The organism is Polyangiaceae bacterium (assembly GCA_020633205.1).
In the GTDB taxonomy this organism is placed as follows: domain Bacteria; phylum Myxococcota_A; class Polyangia; order Polyangiales; family Polyangiaceae; genus JAHBVY01.
Genome location: JACKEB010000012.1, coordinates 872,039 through 891,426, shown reverse-complemented (window position 1 = coordinate 891,426; position 19,388 = coordinate 872,039). Strand labels below are relative to the sequence as shown.

General features: G+C 65.5%; 17 protein-coding genes. 6 read left to right on the top strand and 11 right to left on the bottom strand.

The window, feature by feature from the left end; genetic code table 11:
* Positions 1-117 precede the first annotated feature (117 nt).
* The gene (locus H6718_15925) at positions 118-1,023 is read right to left on the bottom strand and encodes an alpha/beta hydrolase (protein ID MCB9586887.1); all 906 of its coding nucleotides are present in this window, start codon (positions 1,021-1,023) and stop codon (positions 118-120) included.
* A 56-nt stretch (positions 1,024-1,079) separates the two neighbouring features.
* Here H6718_15925 and H6718_15920 point away from each other — a divergent pair, with 56 nt between their 5' ends.
* Positions 1,080-1,886, top strand: coding sequence for a crotonase/enoyl-CoA hydratase family protein (locus tag H6718_15920; GenBank protein ID MCB9586886.1), 807 nt, complete (start codon positions 1,080-1,082; stop codon positions 1,884-1,886).
* A 57-nt stretch (positions 1,887-1,943) separates the two neighbouring features.
* Here the strand turns inward: H6718_15920 and H6718_15915 are convergent, their stop codons facing one another.
* From H6718_15915 to H6718_15885, 7 genes are all read right to left on the bottom strand, one after another.
* Positions 1,944-2,429, bottom strand: coding sequence for a hypothetical protein (locus tag H6718_15915; GenBank protein ID MCB9586885.1), 486 nt, complete (start codon positions 2,427-2,429; stop codon positions 1,944-1,946).
* A 63-nt stretch (positions 2,430-2,492) separates the two neighbouring features.
* Positions 2,493-4,394, bottom strand: coding sequence for a DUF4129 domain-containing protein (locus H6718_15910; protein ID MCB9586884.1), 1,902 nt, complete (start codon positions 4,392-4,394; stop codon positions 2,493-2,495).
* A complete protein-coding gene (locus tag H6718_15905) occupies positions 4,391-5,653 on the bottom strand; it encodes a DUF58 domain-containing protein (GenBank protein ID MCB9586883.1) in 1,263 nt (420 codons plus the stop codon). Before H6718_15905 ends, H6718_15910 begins: the two co-directional genes overlap by 4 nt.
* Complete coding sequence (locus H6718_15900; GenBank protein MCB9586882.1) at positions 5,650-6,597, bottom strand: MoxR family ATPase; 948 nt, start codon at positions 6,595-6,597, stop codon at positions 5,650-5,652. Before H6718_15900 ends, H6718_15905 begins: the two co-directional genes overlap by 4 nt.
* Positions 6,598-6,651: 54 nt before the next feature.
* Positions 6,652-7,473 carry an ATP-binding cassette domain-containing protein gene (locus H6718_15895; GenBank protein ID MCB9586881.1) on the bottom strand — a complete coding sequence of 274 codons (822 nt, stop codon included), beginning with the start codon at positions 7,471-7,473 and terminating at the stop codon, positions 6,652-6,654.
* Complete coding sequence (locus H6718_15890; protein ID MCB9586880.1) at positions 7,470-8,402, bottom strand: ABC transporter permease; 933 nt, start codon at positions 8,400-8,402, stop codon at positions 7,470-7,472. The genes H6718_15895 and H6718_15890 overlap by 4 nt, the downstream gene beginning before the upstream one ends.
* The gene (locus tag H6718_15885) at positions 8,402-9,526 is read right to left on the bottom strand and encodes a GGDEF domain-containing protein (protein MCB9586879.1); all 1,125 of its coding nucleotides are present in this window, start codon (positions 9,524-9,526) and stop codon (positions 8,402-8,404) included. Before H6718_15885 ends, H6718_15890 begins: the two co-directional genes overlap by 1 nt.
* Positions 9,527-9,771: 245 nt before the next feature.
* Between H6718_15885 and H6718_15880 the strand changes: the two genes are divergently transcribed.
* On the top strand, positions 9,772-10,440 hold the full coding sequence (locus H6718_15880; protein MCB9586878.1) for a hypothetical protein: 669 nt from the start codon (positions 9,772-9,774) through the stop codon (positions 10,438-10,440).
* A 16-nt stretch (positions 10,441-10,456) separates the two neighbouring features.
* Here H6718_15880 and H6718_15875 read toward each other — a convergent pair whose 3' ends face one another.
* From H6718_15875 to H6718_15865, 3 genes are all read right to left on the bottom strand, one after another.
* Complete coding sequence (locus tag H6718_15875; protein ID MCB9586877.1) at positions 10,457-11,458, bottom strand: SUMF1/EgtB/PvdO family nonheme iron enzyme; 1,002 nt, start codon at positions 11,456-11,458, stop codon at positions 10,457-10,459.
* Between the two features lie 89 nt (positions 11,459-11,547).
* Positions 11,548-12,675 carry an SUMF1/EgtB/PvdO family nonheme iron enzyme gene (locus H6718_15870; GenBank protein MCB9586876.1) on the bottom strand — a complete coding sequence of 376 codons (1,128 nt, stop codon included), beginning with the start codon at positions 12,673-12,675 and terminating at the stop codon, positions 11,548-11,550.
* 111 nt (positions 12,676-12,786) lie between these two features.
* Positions 12,787-13,116, bottom strand: a complete 330-nt coding sequence (locus H6718_15865; GenBank protein MCB9586875.1) for a hypothetical protein — start codon at positions 13,114-13,116, stop codon at positions 12,787-12,789.
* Positions 13,117-14,138: 1,022 nt separating this feature from the next.
* Between H6718_15865 and H6718_15860 the strand changes: the two genes are divergently transcribed.
* From H6718_15860 to H6718_15845, 4 genes are all read left to right on the top strand, one after another.
* Positions 14,139-15,704 (top strand): protein kinase, encoded by a 1,566-nt coding sequence (locus tag H6718_15860; GenBank protein ID MCB9586874.1) that lies wholly within the window; start codon positions 14,139-14,141, stop codon positions 15,702-15,704.
* Positions 15,705-15,793: 89 nt separating this feature from the next.
* Entirely contained in the window at positions 15,794-16,720 is a 927-nt protein-coding gene (locus tag H6718_15855; protein ID MCB9586873.1) for a hypothetical protein, read from the top strand.
* 126 nt (positions 16,721-16,846) lie between these two features.
* On the top strand, positions 16,847-18,742 hold the full coding sequence (htpG, locus tag H6718_15850) for a molecular chaperone HtpG (GenBank protein ID MCB9586872.1): 1,896 nt from the start codon (positions 16,847-16,849) through the stop codon (positions 18,740-18,742).
* Complete coding sequence (locus tag H6718_15845; protein ID MCB9586871.1) at positions 18,743-19,183, top strand: hypothetical protein; 441 nt, start codon at positions 18,743-18,745, stop codon at positions 19,181-19,183.
* Positions 19,184-19,388 lie beyond the last annotated feature (205 nt).

Sequence of the window (19,388 nt, the reverse complement as noted above, 5' to 3'; positions counted from 1 at the left end):
CCAATGCCTACGGCACTCCGGGTCGATTGTCAGCGCCCGTCGCGCCGAAGCTTCGAGATATCCTTGGCCTGCCGAGGCGTATGGCGCTTTGGCGCGTGTCGAGTAGGTTTCCGCGCGCTAGTTCTCGCGATCGGCACCACCTGGCGCGAGCAGCCACTGGAAGACGTCGCTGAAGTCTCGTTCGGCGTGGCTACCAAAGGACCCGTGCTTCGCGCCTTTCAGCACGAAGAGCCGGGCGTTGACCCCGTTGTGGGTCAGGAGCCACTCCCCGGTGCGCATCGGGGTCAGGAATTCGCGGCTACCACCCACGATGGCGACGCTGCGGGCCTTGACCAAGCTCTGGACGCTTGGCGTCGACGGGACGCCACCCAATATTACCTCCGGGAAACGCTCGGGCCAACGTTCGCTCAGCAACTGAGCGACCTCGGATCCCTGAGAGTAGCCAAACAAGAGGGGCTGCTGGGTGTCGAGCAAGCCGTCCCGCTGGTCAGCAACCGCCGCGAGCGCCGCGTCGATGCGACGCATCAGGGGTGCAGCTCGACCATTCCAGTAGAAGCGCCCTGGGTGCCCACTGCCGCACCTGCGCTCGCCGTACACGGCAATCAGCGTTGCGTAGCGGCCGAGGGTCTGCTTGAAGGCTTCGGCGGCGCGGGGGTTGCCGCAGGCGCCGTGAAGGTAGACGAGGGCTCTCCGTACGGAAGCAGGGGCGTGGAGCACCTCGAGTCCGCCGTCCGGGGTGTCCAAATGCACGAACTCACCCACGGGGAGCGACGCCGGGAGGTCCAGTGGAGGCGGCGGAACGAGCGTTGTCGTCCCATCGTTCGCAGCGCTGGGGGACGCCTCGCCCTCGGCGGACTGCGTCGCTGGTGCGCTCGCGAGCTTCTCTGGCGTTGATGGCGGGAGAACGGCTGGCTTTGCCGCAGGTTCCTTGGCGGTCGGCGCCGCCGGGGCGCTAGGTGCAGCGCGCGGACCGCTTGCGCAACTGAGCGCGAGGCAGGCGACGAGCGATGCAAAGTGTTTCAACCCTAAAGTGTAGCACGCTTGGCGCTCAGAGCCGCTCGCGTCACTATGCGCGCCGCATGCAGCAGTCCTCAGCGCTTGAGTTGGTGAGTCGGCAGGTCGTGGGTGAGACGGGAGTCGTGCGCATCGAGCGAGCCGCTGTGCGTAATGCCGTCGACGGCCCGACGGCGAGCGCGCTGGTTGACGCGCTCAGGGAGCTAGATGCCGATGCTCGGATCAAGAGCCTGATCTTGACCGGCAGTGGCGGGCACTTCTGTGCTGGCGCCGATTTGAAAGCGATCGGTAGCGAACGCGGCAACCGGGTCGACCCCGCTGGCGATGGCCCAATGGGGCCGAGTCGTTTGGTCACCGAAAAGCCGGTCGTCGCTGCGGTCGAGGGCTACGCGGTCGCCGGCGGACTCGAGTTGGCGGTGTGGTGCGACTTGCGAGTGGCGGCTCGTGACGCGACCTTCGGCGTGTTTTGTCGGCGCTGGGGGGTGCCGTTGATCGACGGCGGCACCGTGCGCTTGCCGCGCTTGATCGGGCAGAGCCGCGCCCTCGATTTGATCCTGACGGGGCGACCGGTGAGCGCGGAAGAGGGGCTCACGATGGGACTCGTGAATCGGGTTTGCGAACCGGGTCAGGCGCTCCAAACGGCCCTGGAACTGTGCGCTCAGCTGAATGCGTTTCCCCAAGGATGCATGCGGGCAGATCGCAAGAGCGCGTACGCAGCCTGGGACTTGGACTGGGTGACGGCACTGCGGGAAGAGACCCTCGGTGGGCTGAACGTCATCCGTTCGGGGGAGACCGGTGCTGGCGCCGCACGTTTTGCTGGAGGCGCCGGACGTCACGGAACGTTTGACCTCACCCCCAAGAAAGACGACTGAGCGCACTTTCTATCCGCGAGGCACTGCACCACGCCATCTCTGGCCCCGAAGGGAGCGCTACTCCTCGGGGAGTAGGCGATTCAGTGCCTCGTAGGCCTGGCGGGCACCCCGCTTGTCGCCAATGCTCGAGGACTGGACGATCGAGTCCGTGAGCGCCTTGATCAGCTGCAGCCGGTGTTGACCCGAACCCGACGCGACCGAGGCCTCGGGGGCGGCGGGAGTTTGGGCTGCCTGCGGAGTACCAAGAGTCGGGACGGAGCCCTTGCGCTGGCGTGGGGCGCGGCTGTTCGGAGCCGGCACGGCGGCTGGCCCTGCCTGGCTGTAGACCCGGGCGTGCTTCTCCTGAGCGGCTTTGAGCTCAGCTGCCCACTGCTTCGCCTGGGCCCGTGCGAGGGCTACGCGGGCGTTCTCCTGAGCCTTGGCGCGGCAGGTCGGGCAGTCCGTGTTGGCTTGAGTGCCAGCGGGAAAAATCGCCCCACACTCCGGGCAATCGCTGGGGAACTGCAGCGCTGTGCGTTCGAGGGAGGGGGGAGGATCAGCCATGAGCCAGGTTCTTGCGAAGCGAATGGATGCTAGCGCGGCCCCGCGCTGGGGTCGAGAAAGGAGTCAGGGCTCGCGAGCTATGCGCTGGCGGGGCGCACGTGTGACCCGAAGTGCCAGATCTCGCAAGCGCCGCTCGAGCTCTTCGGCGTCCCCTTGGGCGCCATAGCGGAACGCGCTGTATTCGGCGGCCAGCTGGCTCAGCTCTGGGCCGAAAACCGGCAAGGCGGGGGAGAGGCGCTTCCCCCAGGCCTCAGGAGTTTCCGTGGGGGAACGAGCAAGGCTCGACTCCTTGAGGGCGCGTTCGAGCGCGACCCAGCCAGGGAGCGGTCCGACACCGTCGTGCAGCAGCCGCCCGAGCGTATCCGCGCGCTTCCGCCGCAGGCGCAGGAAGCGCACGAGAAAAAGCAACGCGATGGCCGCGCCCAGGGCGCTGAGGACTTCACTCAGTTCGCGCTCTAGGAGCCAATCCATGAAGCGCGACCAGGTCGCGCCGAACCAGTCGACGACCCCTGGTAGCCAGCCGGTACGGCGGTTCGTGGGAAAGATCTCCGCGCTTGGCGTGGCGTCGTACGTTTCCCAGCGCTCCCCGGTCCACGCCTCGACCCAGGAATGCGCGTTGCGCTCCCGCACGAGGTAGTAGTCGCCGACCTCGCTGTACTCGCTCACGCTGTAGCCAGCGACCACGCGGGTCGGGATCCCGATGCTGCGAGCTAGCAGCGCAAGGGCTGAGGCGAAGTACTCGCAGTGACCTTGCTTGCCACGGAACAGGAAGTCGAGCACCGGATCCGCGCGTCGCGGTCGCTCGAAGTCGAGGCTGTATGCGTACTCCGAGCGCAAGTGCAGCGCGAGGGCCTCGAGCTGTTGCTTGGGAGTCTTGGTGCCGCGAGTCCAAGCTACGGCGAGACGCTGTAGAGGACGTAGCAGCGATGGCGGCACGCTGCGCTCGAGGGGAGTTGGTGCCTCGGTTTGCGGGGACTTTTCGCCCTCGACGGGAGGGCGGACGCTGAGCCACAGCCGTTTTGCAGGGTCGCCCGCGACCGGCTCGTAGATCCCGCCGGAGTCCAGCGCAACGAAGCCCGTGGAAGCCGCCAGCTCGCTGGTACCGAGGGGCGTGAAGTACCTGGGACCGTCCCTTACGACTTCGATCTCGGTGACGTTGTTTCCCGACGGCAATGAACGGGGCACCGGACGCACCTGCTTGTCCGCATCACGTCGAGTCCAAGCGCCGTGGCTATACTCCACGTAGACGATGCCGCGCAGGTAGTTGGTCTCCGCGCCCCGAACCCGCATCACGATGCGATCGGATTGCAGCATGCCCTTCATCGAGCCGAGCCACAGGAACGAGCTGAAGCCGGACTTGTTGGGGAGACCGCGCATCACTCGCTTCACGACCCAGCTGTGGAGCGGAGGTAGCGTCACTGCGGCCGCGGTGGCCGTGGTGAGCGCGAGCGTGAGCGCGACGAACACTTGAGAGACGTGACGCCGACTCAGGACCTTGAGCTGCGGACGCCCGGCGTCAGCTGCCCGCAGGGCGAACGCCGCAAAGCCAAGGAAGAGCGCGATCACCAGCGGATAGAACCAGCCAGTGTTTTTGCCGCCCCACACGGCCATTGAGATGAGTGCGATACCAATGGTCGCGGGCGTGCCGCCGCGCGCTCCCTCAACCCACAAGCGCAACGCTGCGATGACCAGCAGGCCGTAGCCAAAGGTCGCCCAGCCTCGCAAGATCGGCGCCTCACCGATCGGGGAAGGCATCAAATCGATGTTGACCCCAACCACGACGCACAAAGCGAACAGGCTCAGCTCCAGCATCAACTCGGAGCCCGTGTTCAGCTTGATGGCGCGCTTGAGCGCGACGTGGATCCCGCTCATCAATAGCGGGATCAGCGCCAACACGGGCATCGGACCGACCAGTAGGGCCGTCAGGCCGACCAGGCTCACCGCAACCGAGGTCCAGCGCGTCACAGCGCGACCTCGCGACCGTCCATCACCTCCGACACCAGCAGCTGGTCAGGGTCGGGATCTACCCGTCGCTTGACCAAGCACAGAGTTCGGGAAGGATGACCCAGCCCGCGCAACATCGCGCTGATGCGTCGCTGTCGCTCGGCTGAGGAGGTGACAACGACGATTGCCTCCACCTCGTCACTGGTCAGCGCTGCGATGCGCTCGAGCACCTCTTCAATGGGCAAGCTGTTTGGCGCCACACGTGCCAGGCGATCCAGTGCCGCCGTGAGTGACTCGCGGTAGGAGCCGATGCCGTGCACCACAGCGGCTTCTCCGCTCACCGCCAAATCGCAGATCTGTCCCTGATCTGTCCATAGCGTGCAGATCCCCGCGGTAAGGCGGATGCTGGCCTCGAAAGCGGGCTCGTCCCGTGCGCCCGCGGCGTCCAGCAAGAGCAAGTAGCGCCCTTCGTAGGTCGGCTGATACTCGCGGACGTGAGGCTTGCCGGTGCGGGCCCAGGTTCTGACGTGGAGATCTCGCACTGGATCCCCGGCGCGGTACCCTCTCACCCCCAAGAGCTCGAGCCCTGCACCTCGCCCACGGCTGGCTTTGGCGCCGAGCTTTGCTCCAGCATCCAACGTCGCTTGGGAGAGCGCGAGGGAGCGCACCTGGATGGGTCGCGGTAGGACCGTGAAACGGCAGCCATCGCTCTCCACGCTGGGCCCCAGAGCCAGGCCAAAAGGCACCAAACACGCCGCGCTGAACACGTCCAAGTGGTGCTCGCCGCGCTCGATGAAGCGGGCGTGGGTCGTGCGCTCTGCTGTCGCCCCTGCCTCTAGCTCGGCGATGCGCGGTGCAGGGCTGACCCATGCGCCATCCCAGGGCAAAAACGGTCCGGTGATGCGTAGCGCCTGGTGAGGCTCGTCGCTGTTGTTCTCGACGCTGAGGCGGATCTCCAAGGCTTCGCCTTCGGTCACGCGGTGCGGGCACTGGGCCCGCAGCTTCACCTGCTGCAACCTGAAGAAGTGGCGCCCGACCAGACTCGCCAAGAGGATCCCGGATAGCGCCGCCCAGAGCAGGAAAACCTGAGTCGACTGCACGTCCACGCTCGCGAGGGCGATCGCCATCACCAGCAGAGTCAAGAAGCGCCCTTCCCGAGTCGTCGCTTCACCGAACCAGGTGAGAGGTCGAAAGATCCGCACCGCCCAACCGGCGCGGACACGATCGCGTCCCTCTTTCGTCGAGGGGATCAGGATGTGGTTCAGGCGCGCGAGGTTCACGTCGGAACCGGCACCTGCAGCAGCACCTCTTTCAAGATCCCCACGGCATCACTGCCGCCGAAGCGACTGTCGCGACTCAGTAACACCCGGTGACTGAGCACGGGTTCCGTGAGCGCTTGAACGTCGTCCGGGGTGACGAAGCTGCGACCGTGGAGCAGCGCTCGAGCCTGCGACGCGCGCGTCAGCGCCAGAGCACCGCGGGGGCTCACTCCCAGGGTCAGCTCCGGGCGCTCCCGGGTGGCCCGGACGAGAGCAAGCAGGTAGCGACTCACGGCTTCCTTCACTTCGACCTCGCGCGCTGCACGCTGAAGCTCCAGCAAGAGCTCGGTGTTCGCGAGGGGGGAGAGCTGTTCTAGCGGGTCGCTCCGCTTGCGGTCGCTAAGCATGACCAGCTCTTCATCGAACGACGGATAACCCAGGCCAAAACGCAGGACGAAGCGGTCCAGCTGAGCTTCGGGGAGGGGATAGGTACCCTGAAAGTCCACGGGGTTCTGGGTGGCGATCACGAAGAATGGGTGAGGCAGCTTGCGGGTGACACCGTCGGTCGTCACTTGATCTTCGTTCATCGCTTCCAGCAGCGCAGATTGAGTCCGCGGGGAAGCGCGGTTGATCTCGTCCGCCAGCAAGACGTGGGTAAACACTGGCCCTGCTTGGAAGCTGAAGCTGCCGTCCTTCGGGTTCAGCACCTGAGACCCGAGCACGTCTGCCGGCAGCAGATCTGGCGTGAACTGGATGCGTGAAAATTCCACGTCGAAAACCCGCGAGAGCGCCTTGGCGAGGGTCGTCTTGCCCACTCCGGGTACGTCTTCGATCAGCACGTGGCCCCCGGCCAGGAGCCCTGTGAGAAGCAGCTCGATCGCTCGTGGCTGCCCGCGCACTACCCCGGCCAGGGCACTTTGGATCACGGGGAGCTGAGAAGTGGGTTCGCGGAGTCGTTGATTCACGGGTTCCTTCGACGCGCAGCGCGACGCGCGTTGCGGTGTCCTGAACCCAGAATACTAGTGCAGCATTCCTGCGTCGCCAGCTGCCTCGCTCGACTGACTTTGTGTCTCGTCAAAGCGAGCCGCGCCCCTGGAGGACGCTGCGACTCGAAGCGCGTCGGCGAGCAGCATCCCATCGACGACCAGCCCGTCCGGCGTCAGATCCAGGCGCGGAGTGCCGAGTCGCTCGGCGAGCCCACGATCCCCCGTCGTGCAGAAAACACTGAGCGTTGGGTCGCGCACCCAGCTTCGCAGCACACCCTCGATGATCTGGCAGCTCTCGCTGTCGACCCCGAGCAGCGGGTCATCGAGCAACACGAGGTGAGGGCGGAGCGCGAGGATGCGTGCCAGAGCGACTCGCCTCTGGGTCCCGAATGACAATCTGTCGGGCAGCGAGTGGATGTCAGGCGGGTAGACGCCCAAGGCGGCGAGGGCCTCTCGGGCCAGGCTCGGAGCCTGCTCAGGGTGCAGACTGAGCGCGCTCGCGTGGTAGCGAAGTGGCAGCGCCACGTTGTCTAGCGCCGAGATCCCCGGTGCCAGTCCCGGTTGTTCGAGCAGGGTGAAGACGCGGGTTCCGTCTGCGACGAGGCGCCCTGCGAGCTCTACCGCGCTCCGCCTGCCGCTGAGCCATACGCTTCCGGTGTCTGGCTTCAGCTGTCCGCTAGCCAGTTGAATCAGGGTGCTCTTGCCGGCACCGTTCTCCCCAAAGACCACCGCGGAGCTCCCGTGCTCGAGCCTGAGCTGAACGTGGTCGAACACCCGTAGCTCGCCACGCCGCACGGAAACGTTCTGAAACTCCAGTGCCGCTACCAAGCTTCGGCTACGCGCCTCTAAGATCACCTGAAGCCCGCCGGGTTGAGCCAGTAGAAGACGCCGGTGAGCGCCAGATCGAGGACTCCGCAGGCGATCAGCGACCCGACCACCGCGTTGCCCGCGTGGCTTGGAAGGCTCGCGGCGTCCGCGTCTTCACGCAGCCCTTGAAAACAGCTGATGAGCCCGGTCAAGAGGCCCATGCCCGAGGCTTTGACGATAAAAAGCGGCAAGTCCTGCCAAACCAGGCACCGCCCAAGCCCACCCATCAGCTCAGCCAAGGCGCCGGTCGATTGCGCAGACGCGACCAACGCTGAGCCAACCAAGGCGCACAACCCGAAGTATATCGCCAGCACCAGGACACCCAGCGCGCTCGCGACCAGGCGCGGAAACACCAGCAGCGCCTGTGGTGAGATGCCGAGCACTTCGAGCGCGGACACCTCACCCCGCTGACGCATCAGTCCGAGGCTGGTCGCCATCGCCGTTCCGCTCCTGGCAGCCACGACCCAAGCCGTGAGGAGCGGCGCAAGCTCCCGCACCACCAGCGTCACCAAGACTTGTCCGAGGCGACCGCTGTCGAGGCCGGGAGCGACCATGCGCGCCTGCAGCGCGGCTAGCGCACCCACGAGGGCGCCCGCCGTCAGCAGCAACGGGAGGCTCTTGTAGGCGACCTCGAACACGCCCTCGACGCTGGCGCGGCGCACCTCGCGCCGGGCGGAAGCGTCTGCAGCCAGCACTGCGGCGATGCTGCGCGGGAGCGAGGCGGCGACTCCCCACAGCCAAGCGGACGCGCGGATCCCCCCGCGGCCAACCCACGCGACGCCATCGCCCACGCCTTGGGGCGCCTCGCTGGGCTCTGCCGCCCGCGGGTCGTAGGGCACCGTCGGCCGCAGTGAGCGGATCATCGGTGGTCGCGCTGGGGGCAGCCGGAGCAGCGCTGCTGGCGGAGTGCTCTGCACTAGACCTCCGGAGCCGCGTCAGCGGCAGCGCCCACGGTCGGCGCGAGCTCTACGCGGTTTCTGCCGGATGCTTTGGCCCGATAGAGCGCCGCGTCTGCGCGCTCGATCAGCCTGCCCTGCGCGTCGTCCGGCTGCGCCAGGGAGATCCCGACGGAAATGGTCACCGAGGGCAGGGGAACTTCGTAGTCCAGACTCGCCCGCGCCACGGCTTCACGTACGCGCTCCGCAGCCGCCTGCGCGCCCTGGAGATCCGTATCCGGAAGCACCACACAAAACTCCTCACCACCGTAGCGAGCGACGAGATCCGTGGGACGAAAGCGCTCGCGTAGCACGCGCGCAACGCTGAACAACACGAAGTCCCCGGCGCGATGGCCATGTTCGTCGTTGAAGCGCTTGAAGTGGTCGACGTCGATCATCACCACGCACATCGGTTCCCCCGCGATCGCGCTGCGCTTGATCTGTCGCGGCAGCACGTCGTCGAGCCAGCGACGGTTGTAGAGACCCGTCAGGCCATCCACGCTCGCGTGACGCTGATACTCCTGGGCGAGCTTCCGGCTCTGCGCCACGGTGCCGTTGCTCCCGCGGAGCCTTTCCGCGAGGATCGATAGCAGGTTGAGCGCCACCTCATGGGAGCTGTGCACGAGGGACCAAAACAGATCGCAATCGAGCTCGAGCAAGGTCGCTGGGGTGTCCGCCACGACGAAGGCGCTACGGGGTTTCTCGTCCAGCAACGCAAGCTCGCCGACGGTCTCACCGGGCTCCAGCACCGCCACCGGGTCGTTCTGCAGGCTGTCCACGTGTACCCGGAGCCGACCATCGAGCAGCAGGTACATGCGGTTTTCCGTCTCTCCGGCCCGGATCAGCACCTGTCCCGGCTCGAGTTGGGGGCGAGGACAGTCGCATAAGATCCCGAGCACCGACCGCGTATCGACGTTTCGCAGGAGCACGATGTCCCGCTCCTCTCGCAGCCGGCGCAACTCATACTCGAGGAGCAAGGCACGGCTCTGAGAGCTGGGCACCACGTCATTCGCTGGCAGCTGCACCTCCGGTCGTTCATGCACCGCTATCGGCACGGATGAAGGAGCGGTAACGAGGGCGGAGGCAGGGTGCTGAGATCGAGACATGCGGCTAAGCCTCGAGAACGGTCCGACTTTTGGATCCTTGAGGGGCTACTTCCAGCGGCGGTGGCCGTGGCCGTGGCGGATTCGGGTTTCCGTGGCGGGATTCCGTGGCGGGATTCACGGTTGATGGCCAAGCGGCGCCGAGCGAGTCTGCCCTCGGCGCCGCTTCCCATACGCAGAGCAGACGAGCAAGCGCGCAAGAGACGCGACACTAGCGAGGTCGTGCGTCGGGGCGGTACATTCCTGTGATGCGAGGCTTGCGGGATCCGAGGAAGCGGCTCCAGGTGTTCATCGAGCGGGGACTGATCCCGAAGCTGCCGACGACGTGGCAGCTCTGGCAGGGGCAGCTCGAAATGGCGCCGTACGTGGTGGCGCCGGACGCTGGAGACAACGCGCGCTACGAAGGGGCGTTGCTCGGACATCCGCTGCTGCGCACGCCGGTCGTGTTGGCCAACGTGGGGCTCGATCACTTCCGCGTGGGGCATGGTCTGCATGCGAAGCCAGTGAGCCTCTATCGGCACCTGAACTTCGTCTACCACGAGGGCATGCCAGCGTTCGATCTGCAGCTGGTGCAGAGCGTGCCGGGCGGCCTCGAAGAGCTACGCCGCTACACCCTGGCGATCGAAGACGGCTCGACCCGCCAGGCGCGACGCCAACGCCGCTGGATCGACCGCGTGCTCCCTAAGGCCTCCGAATACCGGCAAAGGTTCCTCGCACCCGGCGGCTGGATCGACCAAGCCGAGGCCTTTGATTACCCCACGGAAAAAGACGTGGCAGGCTTCTTACGTCCGGAGTTCACGGATCTGGTGCGCTTCGTCAACCACTGCGCCATCGCTTACCCGGCGTCGCCCCTGGAGCAACGGCTGACGCAGATCCCGAGCCACCTGGTCGGGCTAGCGCGAAAGCGCTTCGAGTAGCGGCAAGCGAACAGTCTCAGTTCGGCGGGTCCCAGCAGCAGCGGAAGCCGCGGTGATGGTCGCGAACATCGCGGTTGGCGGTGTCGGTTTGAGCGCAGGCTGCGGTGCCCTCGTAGCCCAGCCAGTCCCCTCCGCGCGCTGCGCACGAGTTCCCTGAGCAAGAGTCCTCCCACTCCTGCAAGTCGCCGCTCATGTCGTATACCGGAGCCTCGCCGGGGTGGTTGCCGAAACACTGAGGGAAGCCTCCAACCGGGAAGGGCCCGGACGTAGCCGCTGTGAGGTCGTTACAGCGACCCTCGGTGTACGTGTTGCCGTATGGATACGTTCGACTTCCGCCTAGTGTACAGGCGTTGTGCCATTGGTCTATGTTTGGGTTGGCCCTGCTTGAGGCTGGAGTGGAACCTCCCGCGACTGCGCCACATAGTCGCTTGCCTGCCCACTGGCAGACGTCGCACCAATCCACGCACGCCACTGGATAGGTTGGCTTGTTTCCCGGATCGTAGTTAATGAGGAGTGTACAGGTGTCCGACAGCGCGGGCTCGTAGGTTTGGTTGAACGAGCATACCGTCGGTTGTCCCTTAAGGTCTCCGAAAGTGACGAACTCCTCGTACTGGGCATTGGTGACCTCCGTGGTATCGATGCAGAAGTAGTCGTCATTTGGGAGATGAACCCGGCTCATCGCGGGCCCTTTGAGGGTCGAGGGACAACCGCTGCCGGACTCTGTCCCACCACTAGCGCCGGTGCCTGTATTCCCCGTACCGCCGCCACCCGTACCACCGCCACCATTGCCGGCACCGCCGCTGCCTGTGTTCCCGGCAACCCCCGACGCGTTGCCGGCGCCACCGCTGGTCGTGTTCCCAGTGCCATTGCCTGCGTTGCCCGTGCCACCACCTCCGGTGTTGCCGGTTCCCGTGCCGCCGCCTCCAGTGTTGCCGATTCCAGCCGAACTGCCGCCAGCACCTCCGGTGCCGAGATCAGGCTTGAACTCATCAAGACCGATCAGTGACGAGCAGCCCATGGCGAGAACCGCAGAGAAGCACAGCGCAACGCGCACCATCGCTGCCTAGCACGAAATGGCTCCACAGCAGCCCGTCTTTGCGGCGGGTGTTAGTTGGTGGGCGGGTCCCAGCAGCAGCGGAAGCCGACGTTATCGTCTCGAACGTCCCGATTGGCCGTCATGACCGCAGCGCAGGACGCCGTGGATTGGTAGGCGTTCCAGTCGCCTCCTCGTGCCGCGCAGGAATTCCCCGAGCAAGAGTCCTCCCATTCTGCGACATTCCCGCTCATATCGTATACGGGCGCCTCACCGATCCAACTGCCTGAGCACGTGTTGAAAGCGCCGCAGATGAACGGTCCGACCCCGGTAGAGCTGAGGTCGTTGCATCGTCCCTCCTGATACGTGCTGCCGTACGGAAATGCACGTGTGCCATTCAGGCTACATGCGTTGTACCACTGGTCAACCGCGGCCTTGGCGCGGTCCCCCGCTGGAACGCTTCCGCCCCCGAGAGATCCGCATAGGCGCTTCCCTGACCATTGGCAAAACATGTAAGCGTCGCACCAGTCGACGCAGCTGACTGGGTAGTTAGGCTTACTTGCTGGATCGTAGTCAAGGACCGTACAGGGGCCACCGAGCGTAGGCGCGTACGTATTGTTGAAGGCACACTCCGCTGGCTGTCCGCCGAGGTTGCCAAATGAGACGAACTCGGCGTACTGGGCGTTGGTTACTTCCGTAGTATCCACGCAGAAAAAGTCGCTACCACCGAGGGTCATCCGACTCATGGCCGGTCCCTTGAGATTGGTGGGACAAGTCGTAGCGCCACCCGTACCACCGCCTCCGGTGTTGCCAACGCCAGCCGAGCCGCCGCCTCCGGTGTTGCCAACGCCAGCCGAGCCGCCGCCTCCCGTGTTGCCAACGCCAGCCGAGCCGCCGCCTCCCGTGTTGCCAACGCCAGCCGAGCCACCGCCTCCAGTGTTGCCCGTGCCACCACCGCCGGTGTTGCCGACGCCAGAACTGCCGCCATCAGCCGCAGAGCCGCCAGCCCCGCCATTGCCAACGCCCGCCGATCCGCCTTGAGCAGCGGTTCCGCCGCTCCCCGCACCACCACTCGCCCCCTGAGCGCCGGTGCCACCTGGGTCAGCCTTCTCGTAGCCGTCGAAGGAAACCAAGCAGCCTGAGGCAGCGATGCCGCCCAGCAGCGCCACAGCAGAAGACAAGCGAAGAAGTCCGCGGCCCATCATGTGCCCTGAAGTTACTCCATCCCGGTGCTCGTGTGGGGATCCAAGGGGCCCACGCGTCACGACCCCGGCGGCGAGGCACGGGGTCGTGGGATGTGGGGTGGTCCGGGATCAGTGCCGTTTGTGGCCCCGATCTTTCTTGTCCTTCTTGGAGTCGTCCCCCGGTTGATGCTTCTCGGCGTACTTCTGGGCTTTGGCGATTTCCTTCTTAGCCTGCTTCGCATGCCAGATCGCCTTGGCTCGGTGGCCGCCGAAGGGTGGCTTGACGCCCTCGTTCTGCGCGGCTTGGAGCAAGGCGATCGTGTTGTCCAGCGTGCGATCAGCGTCCGCGAGCTTTGGGTCTACCGCCGCGAACGCCATGCCGGCGTAGAACACGCCGGCGAGTACCGCTCCGGCGCCCAGGGTCTTCAGGGTGCGCTGCTTCCAGTTGATCATCTTCATCGGTCGGTCCTCCCTCGCATGGGTTCCGGTAAGGCCAAGCATCATACGTGAGCCCCCAGTCACCATTCCCCGAAATTCCCCCGACGCATCACTTTGTTGAAATTCGCCCGCGGTGAGCGGGCACCGAGAGAATTTCCGAGCGCGGAAAGGCTGCGGATAGATCGAATCCGTGCGGTTGAGCGTTGAAGGAAGGCGCTGTGTTCCGTGGGCTTTCTTGGCGCGAAATGCAGCAGTTTTCTGCGGCGGATGTCGCAAACACGCATTCACCTACATGCGCCCACCAGGTGCAAGAACGCGAGTGATCAAAAGCGTGGGAACGATCATCCCAAGCTGTTTGTCTGGAGGCGGGCGAGGGCAGGGCCGGTTACGTACGGCAACGCACGTGGCTGACCTCACCCCCAAGAAAGAAAGATTTAAGGGACCCAGCAACATTTCCGCGCGGGAATCATCCAGTGGCCCTGGGTCGATTGGTGTTTCCGCGGCGCGGTAAGCGGCAGAAAGAACAAACAAATATCCACACGTGAAACGCGGACGCGAGTTGGTTAGCTTCGAACCAACGCTCACCGAGCGCCGCATCTGAGCCTGGGCAACTTCGCAGCCCAGGCGGTGTAAGGCCCACGATTCCAGCGCGTTCTGCAAGCCAATCGCTCTCGTTCGCGCCCCCGTAAACGGCCCCGCACACCGAACTCCGAGCCACTATGCCCCAGCCACAGCGCCAACCCGCAGCCAGCGACGAACCGGGATCTCGACTGCCCAGTTCGGGGAAGCGGCTGCGTGCGCTGCCTCACTCGGCGCCCCCGAAACCGCTCAGTCGGAGCGATGCAAAGTCGGGGAAGACAAGTGACGGGACAAACGTACGTTTCAGCCATACGGCCGGGCTGGCGTCACCCGTCACACCCGGGGTACGCTGCCAGGCACAAGTCCTCCCAGCTGCCTCCCAGCCCACTCTGGCTGCGGAGCACGAACTGATGTTGCCGCACTCCAACGGAGCTGCGGCGCCCACACTCCCCGGAACAAGCCGCATGGCTTTGCGCGAAGACGTTTCTGACCGAGCTCGACATCGAGTGAACACAACCCTCAAGGGGAAGTGGACCCTGGATGGAGTGCTGGGTGTAGGTGGAATGGCGACGGTGTACGCCGCCACTCATCGCAATCAGAGCCGTGTCGCGATCAAGATGCTGCACCCGGAGGTCGCTCTCGACGCCGAGGTGACCGCGCGCTTCCTGCGCGAGGGGTACGTCGCCAACACGGTGGACCATCCAGGCACCGTGCAGGTATTCGACGACGACGTCACCGAAGACGGCGCCGCGTTCTTGGTCATGGAGCTGCTCGAGGGCGAGACCCTCGAGGCGCGCTGGGAGCGAAAGGGTCACGAGCTGCCGGTGAGCGAGGTACTCCCGGTGGTCGATCAGCTGCTGGACGTGCTGGCTTCAGCCCACGCCAAGGGCGTGATTCATCGGGATCTCAAGCCTGAGAACCTGTTCTTGACCAAGGACGGGCGGCTCAAGGTGCTCGACTTTGGCATCGCGCGGCTGCGCGAGCTCTCGAAGCAAACGGGCGCGACCACCAAGGTCGGGTCGTTGCTCGGCACGCCGGCGTTCATGGCACCGGAGCAAGCGCTCGGCCGGCTGGAAGAGGTCGATCAGCGCACGGATCTGTGGGCCGTTGGCGCGACGCTGTTCACACTGCTCACCGGGCGCTACGTCCACGAGGCGGAAACCATCAACGAGCAGCTGATCCTCGCGGCAACGAATGACGCGCCCAGCGTCGCGCAGTTTTGCCCGAACCTTCCGGTGCCGGTGGTGCGCTTGGTGGACCGCGCGTTGGCTTTCAAGAAGCTCGATCGCTGGGACAATGCGCGTGCGATGCAAGGCGGCTTGCGGGAGGCCCAGGAGTCGATGGACCTCTCCGGCCCCCTCAGCCTGCCCCGGCCGTCGGTCGCAGGCGGCGCGCCGCCCACGATCACCGCACCGTCCGTGCACAGCGTTGATATCGTGCCCGCCACCAGCGCTCCCGACGCAAGCACCACGGGGCCAAGTGGCATCGAGTCGGTGCCAGCGCTGACCACGACGGGCGACGCGCTGGTGCGCACCTCGGAGACGCCCGCGCCTCGCAAGCGCTGGGGCGCGGTGATCGGCGCTGGCGTTGCCGCGCTGATTGGCGTCGGCGTGGTGCTCGGTTTGAGCCTCGGATCCCGCGTTTCCGCGGAGCAACCGGATCCCACGGCAGGTCAGGCACCCATCAGCGCTCCGGAGAACCCTGAAGCCAAGCCAACCGCCGAAGCCGAGAAGCCGAGCGAGCTTGAGCTATCAGGGACCACCGCGGAGGATCCGCCCAAAGAACCCGAAGCGGTGAAGACTGCGGCTCAGGTCCCGACGGCTCAGGTCCCAGCGCACCCAACCGCGATCTCCAAGCCGATCACGGGCAAGCCGCCGACGACCGCGAAGCCGCCGGTCACTGCGCCGCCCGTCACGGCCAAGCCGCCAGCCACCGCCAAGCCGCCAGCCACCGCCAAGCCGCCAGCCACCGCCAAGCCGCCGGCAACGGCGCCGGTCTCCACGTCGAATCCGTTCGACCGGCGTCACTGAGCCTGCAGGTTTGGATCGGGGGGAGAGGGTTCACCTCCTTGCAGCGGCGACCCTCGCAAGCTGCGCGGTTCTTCGGTACGCTCCCAGTGATGAAGCGCAAGCTCTGGATGTTGCTCGGGCTCTTGGCCACGCTGGGCGCCGCCTCAACGGCCTCCGCGCAGAACGATCCCGCCGCCGCAGAGGCGCTTTTTCAACAGGGCCGCGCTGCTGCTGACGCGGGTGATTTCCGCACGGCATGCGAGAAGTTCCGTGAGAGCAACCGCCTCGACCCCGCCGTCGGCACGCTGCTCAACATCGCCGACTGCGAGGAGAAGCTCGGCCGCGTCGCCACGGCGTGGACCCACTTTCAAGAGGTCGCTCAGCGCCTGCCGGCAACGGACGAACGCCGCGCCCTGGCGGCTCAGCGTGCCGCGGCGCTCGAACCGCGGCTGCCGAAGCTGACGATCAAGGTGGGGGAGGCGCTTCCCGAGGGATCCAAGGTCACGCGTGACGGCGTCGAACTCACCCAAGCGAGCTTCGGAGCGCCGTTGCCTGTGGATCCGGGGGACGTCGTGGTGAAGGTGGAGGCGCCGGGGCACGAACCGAACGAGTTCAAGCTCAGCATTGCCGAGGGCGAACAGAAGGACCTCGAGATCAGCGCTGGCGACGCGTCGTCGTCAGCCAGCGGCAGCCTCTCCACGGATGCTGGCTCTCCAACCCTTGGCTACGTGCTCGGTGGCGTGGGGATCCTCGGGTTGGTCGTCGGCGGCGTGACAGGTTTCATGACGCTCTCGAAGAAGAGCACGGCGGACGACCACTGCCCGAACCAACGCTGCGACGCTGAGGGCTACGACGCCGTCGAGAGCGGCCGCACCCTGGGGACCGTCAGCGCAACCGGCATCATCGCTGGCACAGTGCTACTGGCCGCTGGCGCCTACTTGGTGCTGAGCCACGACGAAAAGGACCAACCGAACGTCGCTCTCGTGCCCCAGCTGGCTCCCCAAAGCGGCGGGCTAGGCGTCTGGGCGCGCTTCTAGAGCTCCCGTTCCCTGAACGAATCTTGGCGCCCTTGGCGTCCTTGGCGGTTCCTTCGACGTCAGGGCGCGATGAGGGGAGGCGATGCTTGACAGCACGTCGAGCGGTGGCCATTTCTGCGCCCCGAGATGTCTGAAGTTCACTCATTCCAAGCCGAAGTCAGCCAAGTTTTGCGCCTCGTCGTGGGGTCGCTGTACTCGAACCCCGAGATCTTCCTGCGGGAGCTGGTGAGCAACGCGTCCGACGCCCTCGACAAGCTGCGCTTCGAGGCCATCGGGGATCCCAAGCTGATGGGCGACGACACGGAGCTCCGGATCCGCATCTCACCGGACGCCGAGGCCGGCACGCTGACCATCAGCGACAACGGCATCGGGATGTCCCACGACGAGCTCGTGACGAACCTCGGCACCATCGCGCACTCCGGTTCGAGGCAGCTGATGGAGCGCCTGGCCGAGGCTCAATCCGCAGGGAAAGACGCGCTGCAGCTGATTGGCCAGTTCGGCGTCGGCTTCTATTCGGCGTTCCTGGTCGCTGACGAGGTGCGGGTGGTCAGCCGCCGTGCCGGCAGCGAGGAAGCCTTCGCGTGGACCTCTGAAGCCAAAGACAGCTTCACCATCGAGCCGACGGAGCGCGCCGAGCGCGGCACCGACATCGTGCTCACGCTCAAGGGCGACGCCAAGCAGTACCTCGAGTACTGGCGCCTTCGTCAGCTGGTGACCCGCTACTCGGACTACGTGAGTCACGCAATCGAGCTCAAGCAAGAGCCCGAGGACGCAGAGAATGCCGACGCCACGCCGACCTTCGAGCGCATCAACCGCGGCAGCGCGCTGTGGCAGCGTAACCCGAAGGAAGTCACCGACGAGCAATACGCGGAGTTCTACAAGCACCTCAGCCATGACTTCGAGGCACCCCTCGCGCGCAAGCATTTCCACGTGGAAGGCACCCAGATGTTCACGGGGCTGCTCTTCGTGCCGAAGAAGGCGCCGTTCGATCTCTTCGATCCGGAAGCGAAGAAGGGCATTCGCCTGCACGTCAAGCGCGTGTTCGTGATGAACGACTGCGAAGAAGTGCTGCCGAAATGGCTGCGCTTCGTGCGCGGCGTGCTGGACAGCGAAGATCTGCCGCTGAACGTCTCACGGGAGATCCTCCAAGACTCCAAGGCCGTGCGCATCATGAAGAAGCAGGTCGTGAGTCAGACCCTGAGCATGCTGGACGACCTGGCAAAGGAGCGCCCAGAAGACTACGTGACGTTCTTCCGCGAGTTCGGCGCGGTGCTGAAGGAAGGGCTGCATTTCGAGCCCGAGCACACCGACAAGCTCCAGGAGCTGGTGCGCTACGAGAGCACCAAGTCGCCGAGCGACCTCTACAGCCTGAAGGACTACGTCGGGCGCATGCTGGAAGGTCAGAAGGATATCTACTACGTCACTGGCGCGGAGCGTCGCCTCGTGGAAACGAGCCCTCACCTCGAGTCGCTGAAGAAGCGCGGCTACGAGGTGCTGTTCATGACGGATCCGGTGGACCCGTTCGTTGTGACCCAGTTCACCGAGTACGACGGCCACAAGCTCGTCAACGCCATGAGCGAGAAGCTCGACCTGGACGGCGACGGGGAAGAGGCCGAAAAGGCCCGCGAAGCGCGGGATGAAGCCCTCAAGGGGCTGCTCGAGCGCTTCGAGCGCGTGCTCAGCGACCGCGTGGGCCAGGTGCGCACCTCCACGCGGCTCGAGGATTCTCCGGTGTGCTTGGTGATCCCCGACGGCGGCCTCGCGCCTCATATCGAGCGCCTGATGCGCGCCCAGAAGCTCGGCATGCCGCCTCAGAAGCGGGTTTTGGAGATCAACCCGGAGCACCCGTTGATCAAGCGCCTCGACACGCTGAACAGCGACGCCAAGAACGTTGGCGACGTCAGTGAGTGGATCGAGGTGCTCTACGATCAGGCTCTGCTCGCCGAGGGTAGCCCGCTGGAAGATCCTGCCGCCTTGGCCAAGCGCCTGACCACGCTGATGAGCAAGGCCGCGGGCGTCTGAGTGGCTGAAGCGCCGCGCCTTTGCATCTTCGAACGGGAGATCGCCCCCGGCGTCCGGGAGCAGACCTGGCTCATCGCAACTGAGACGGGCGCCGCACTTCAGGTTGCAGACGCGGCGCCTCTCGCATTACCACGCGGAAGCATAACCCGCGTCTTTCAGCGCTACGGTCAGCTGTTTGATACCTCCCCGGATCCTGAAAGGGTTGGGGGGGAGGCGCCCTTGGCCTCCAGCGATGACCAACTCCAGTTCGCTGAGGGCTTACTGAAACGCTTACGCCACCGCACCTGGTTCGACGTCGAGCCCCGAGACTACCTGGTGTTCACTCCCAGCGGATCGGAGCCAGGCGCTGAGTGGCCGCGCTACGAGCTCTGCACCTCGATCAGCGCCGCGCTGCTGCACCTGGCGGAGGCGTATTCGGCGGCTCGAGTGCAGAAGTCGTAGTTTGCGTCTCACGGGACACAGCGCGTTTCGCAAGACACACGGTTCCGTAAGTCAGGTGTGACGCCCTGCGGCGCTCCTCACCCCCAAAAATCCCGTAAAAAGTCCCCAATTCGCCTGCAACAAACTTGGGTGGTTCGAAGCTTGCCCTTTAGCTTCCTTGCCAAGGACGAGCGGCCCTCAAACCCCGCAGTGGGGCGGGGGCGAC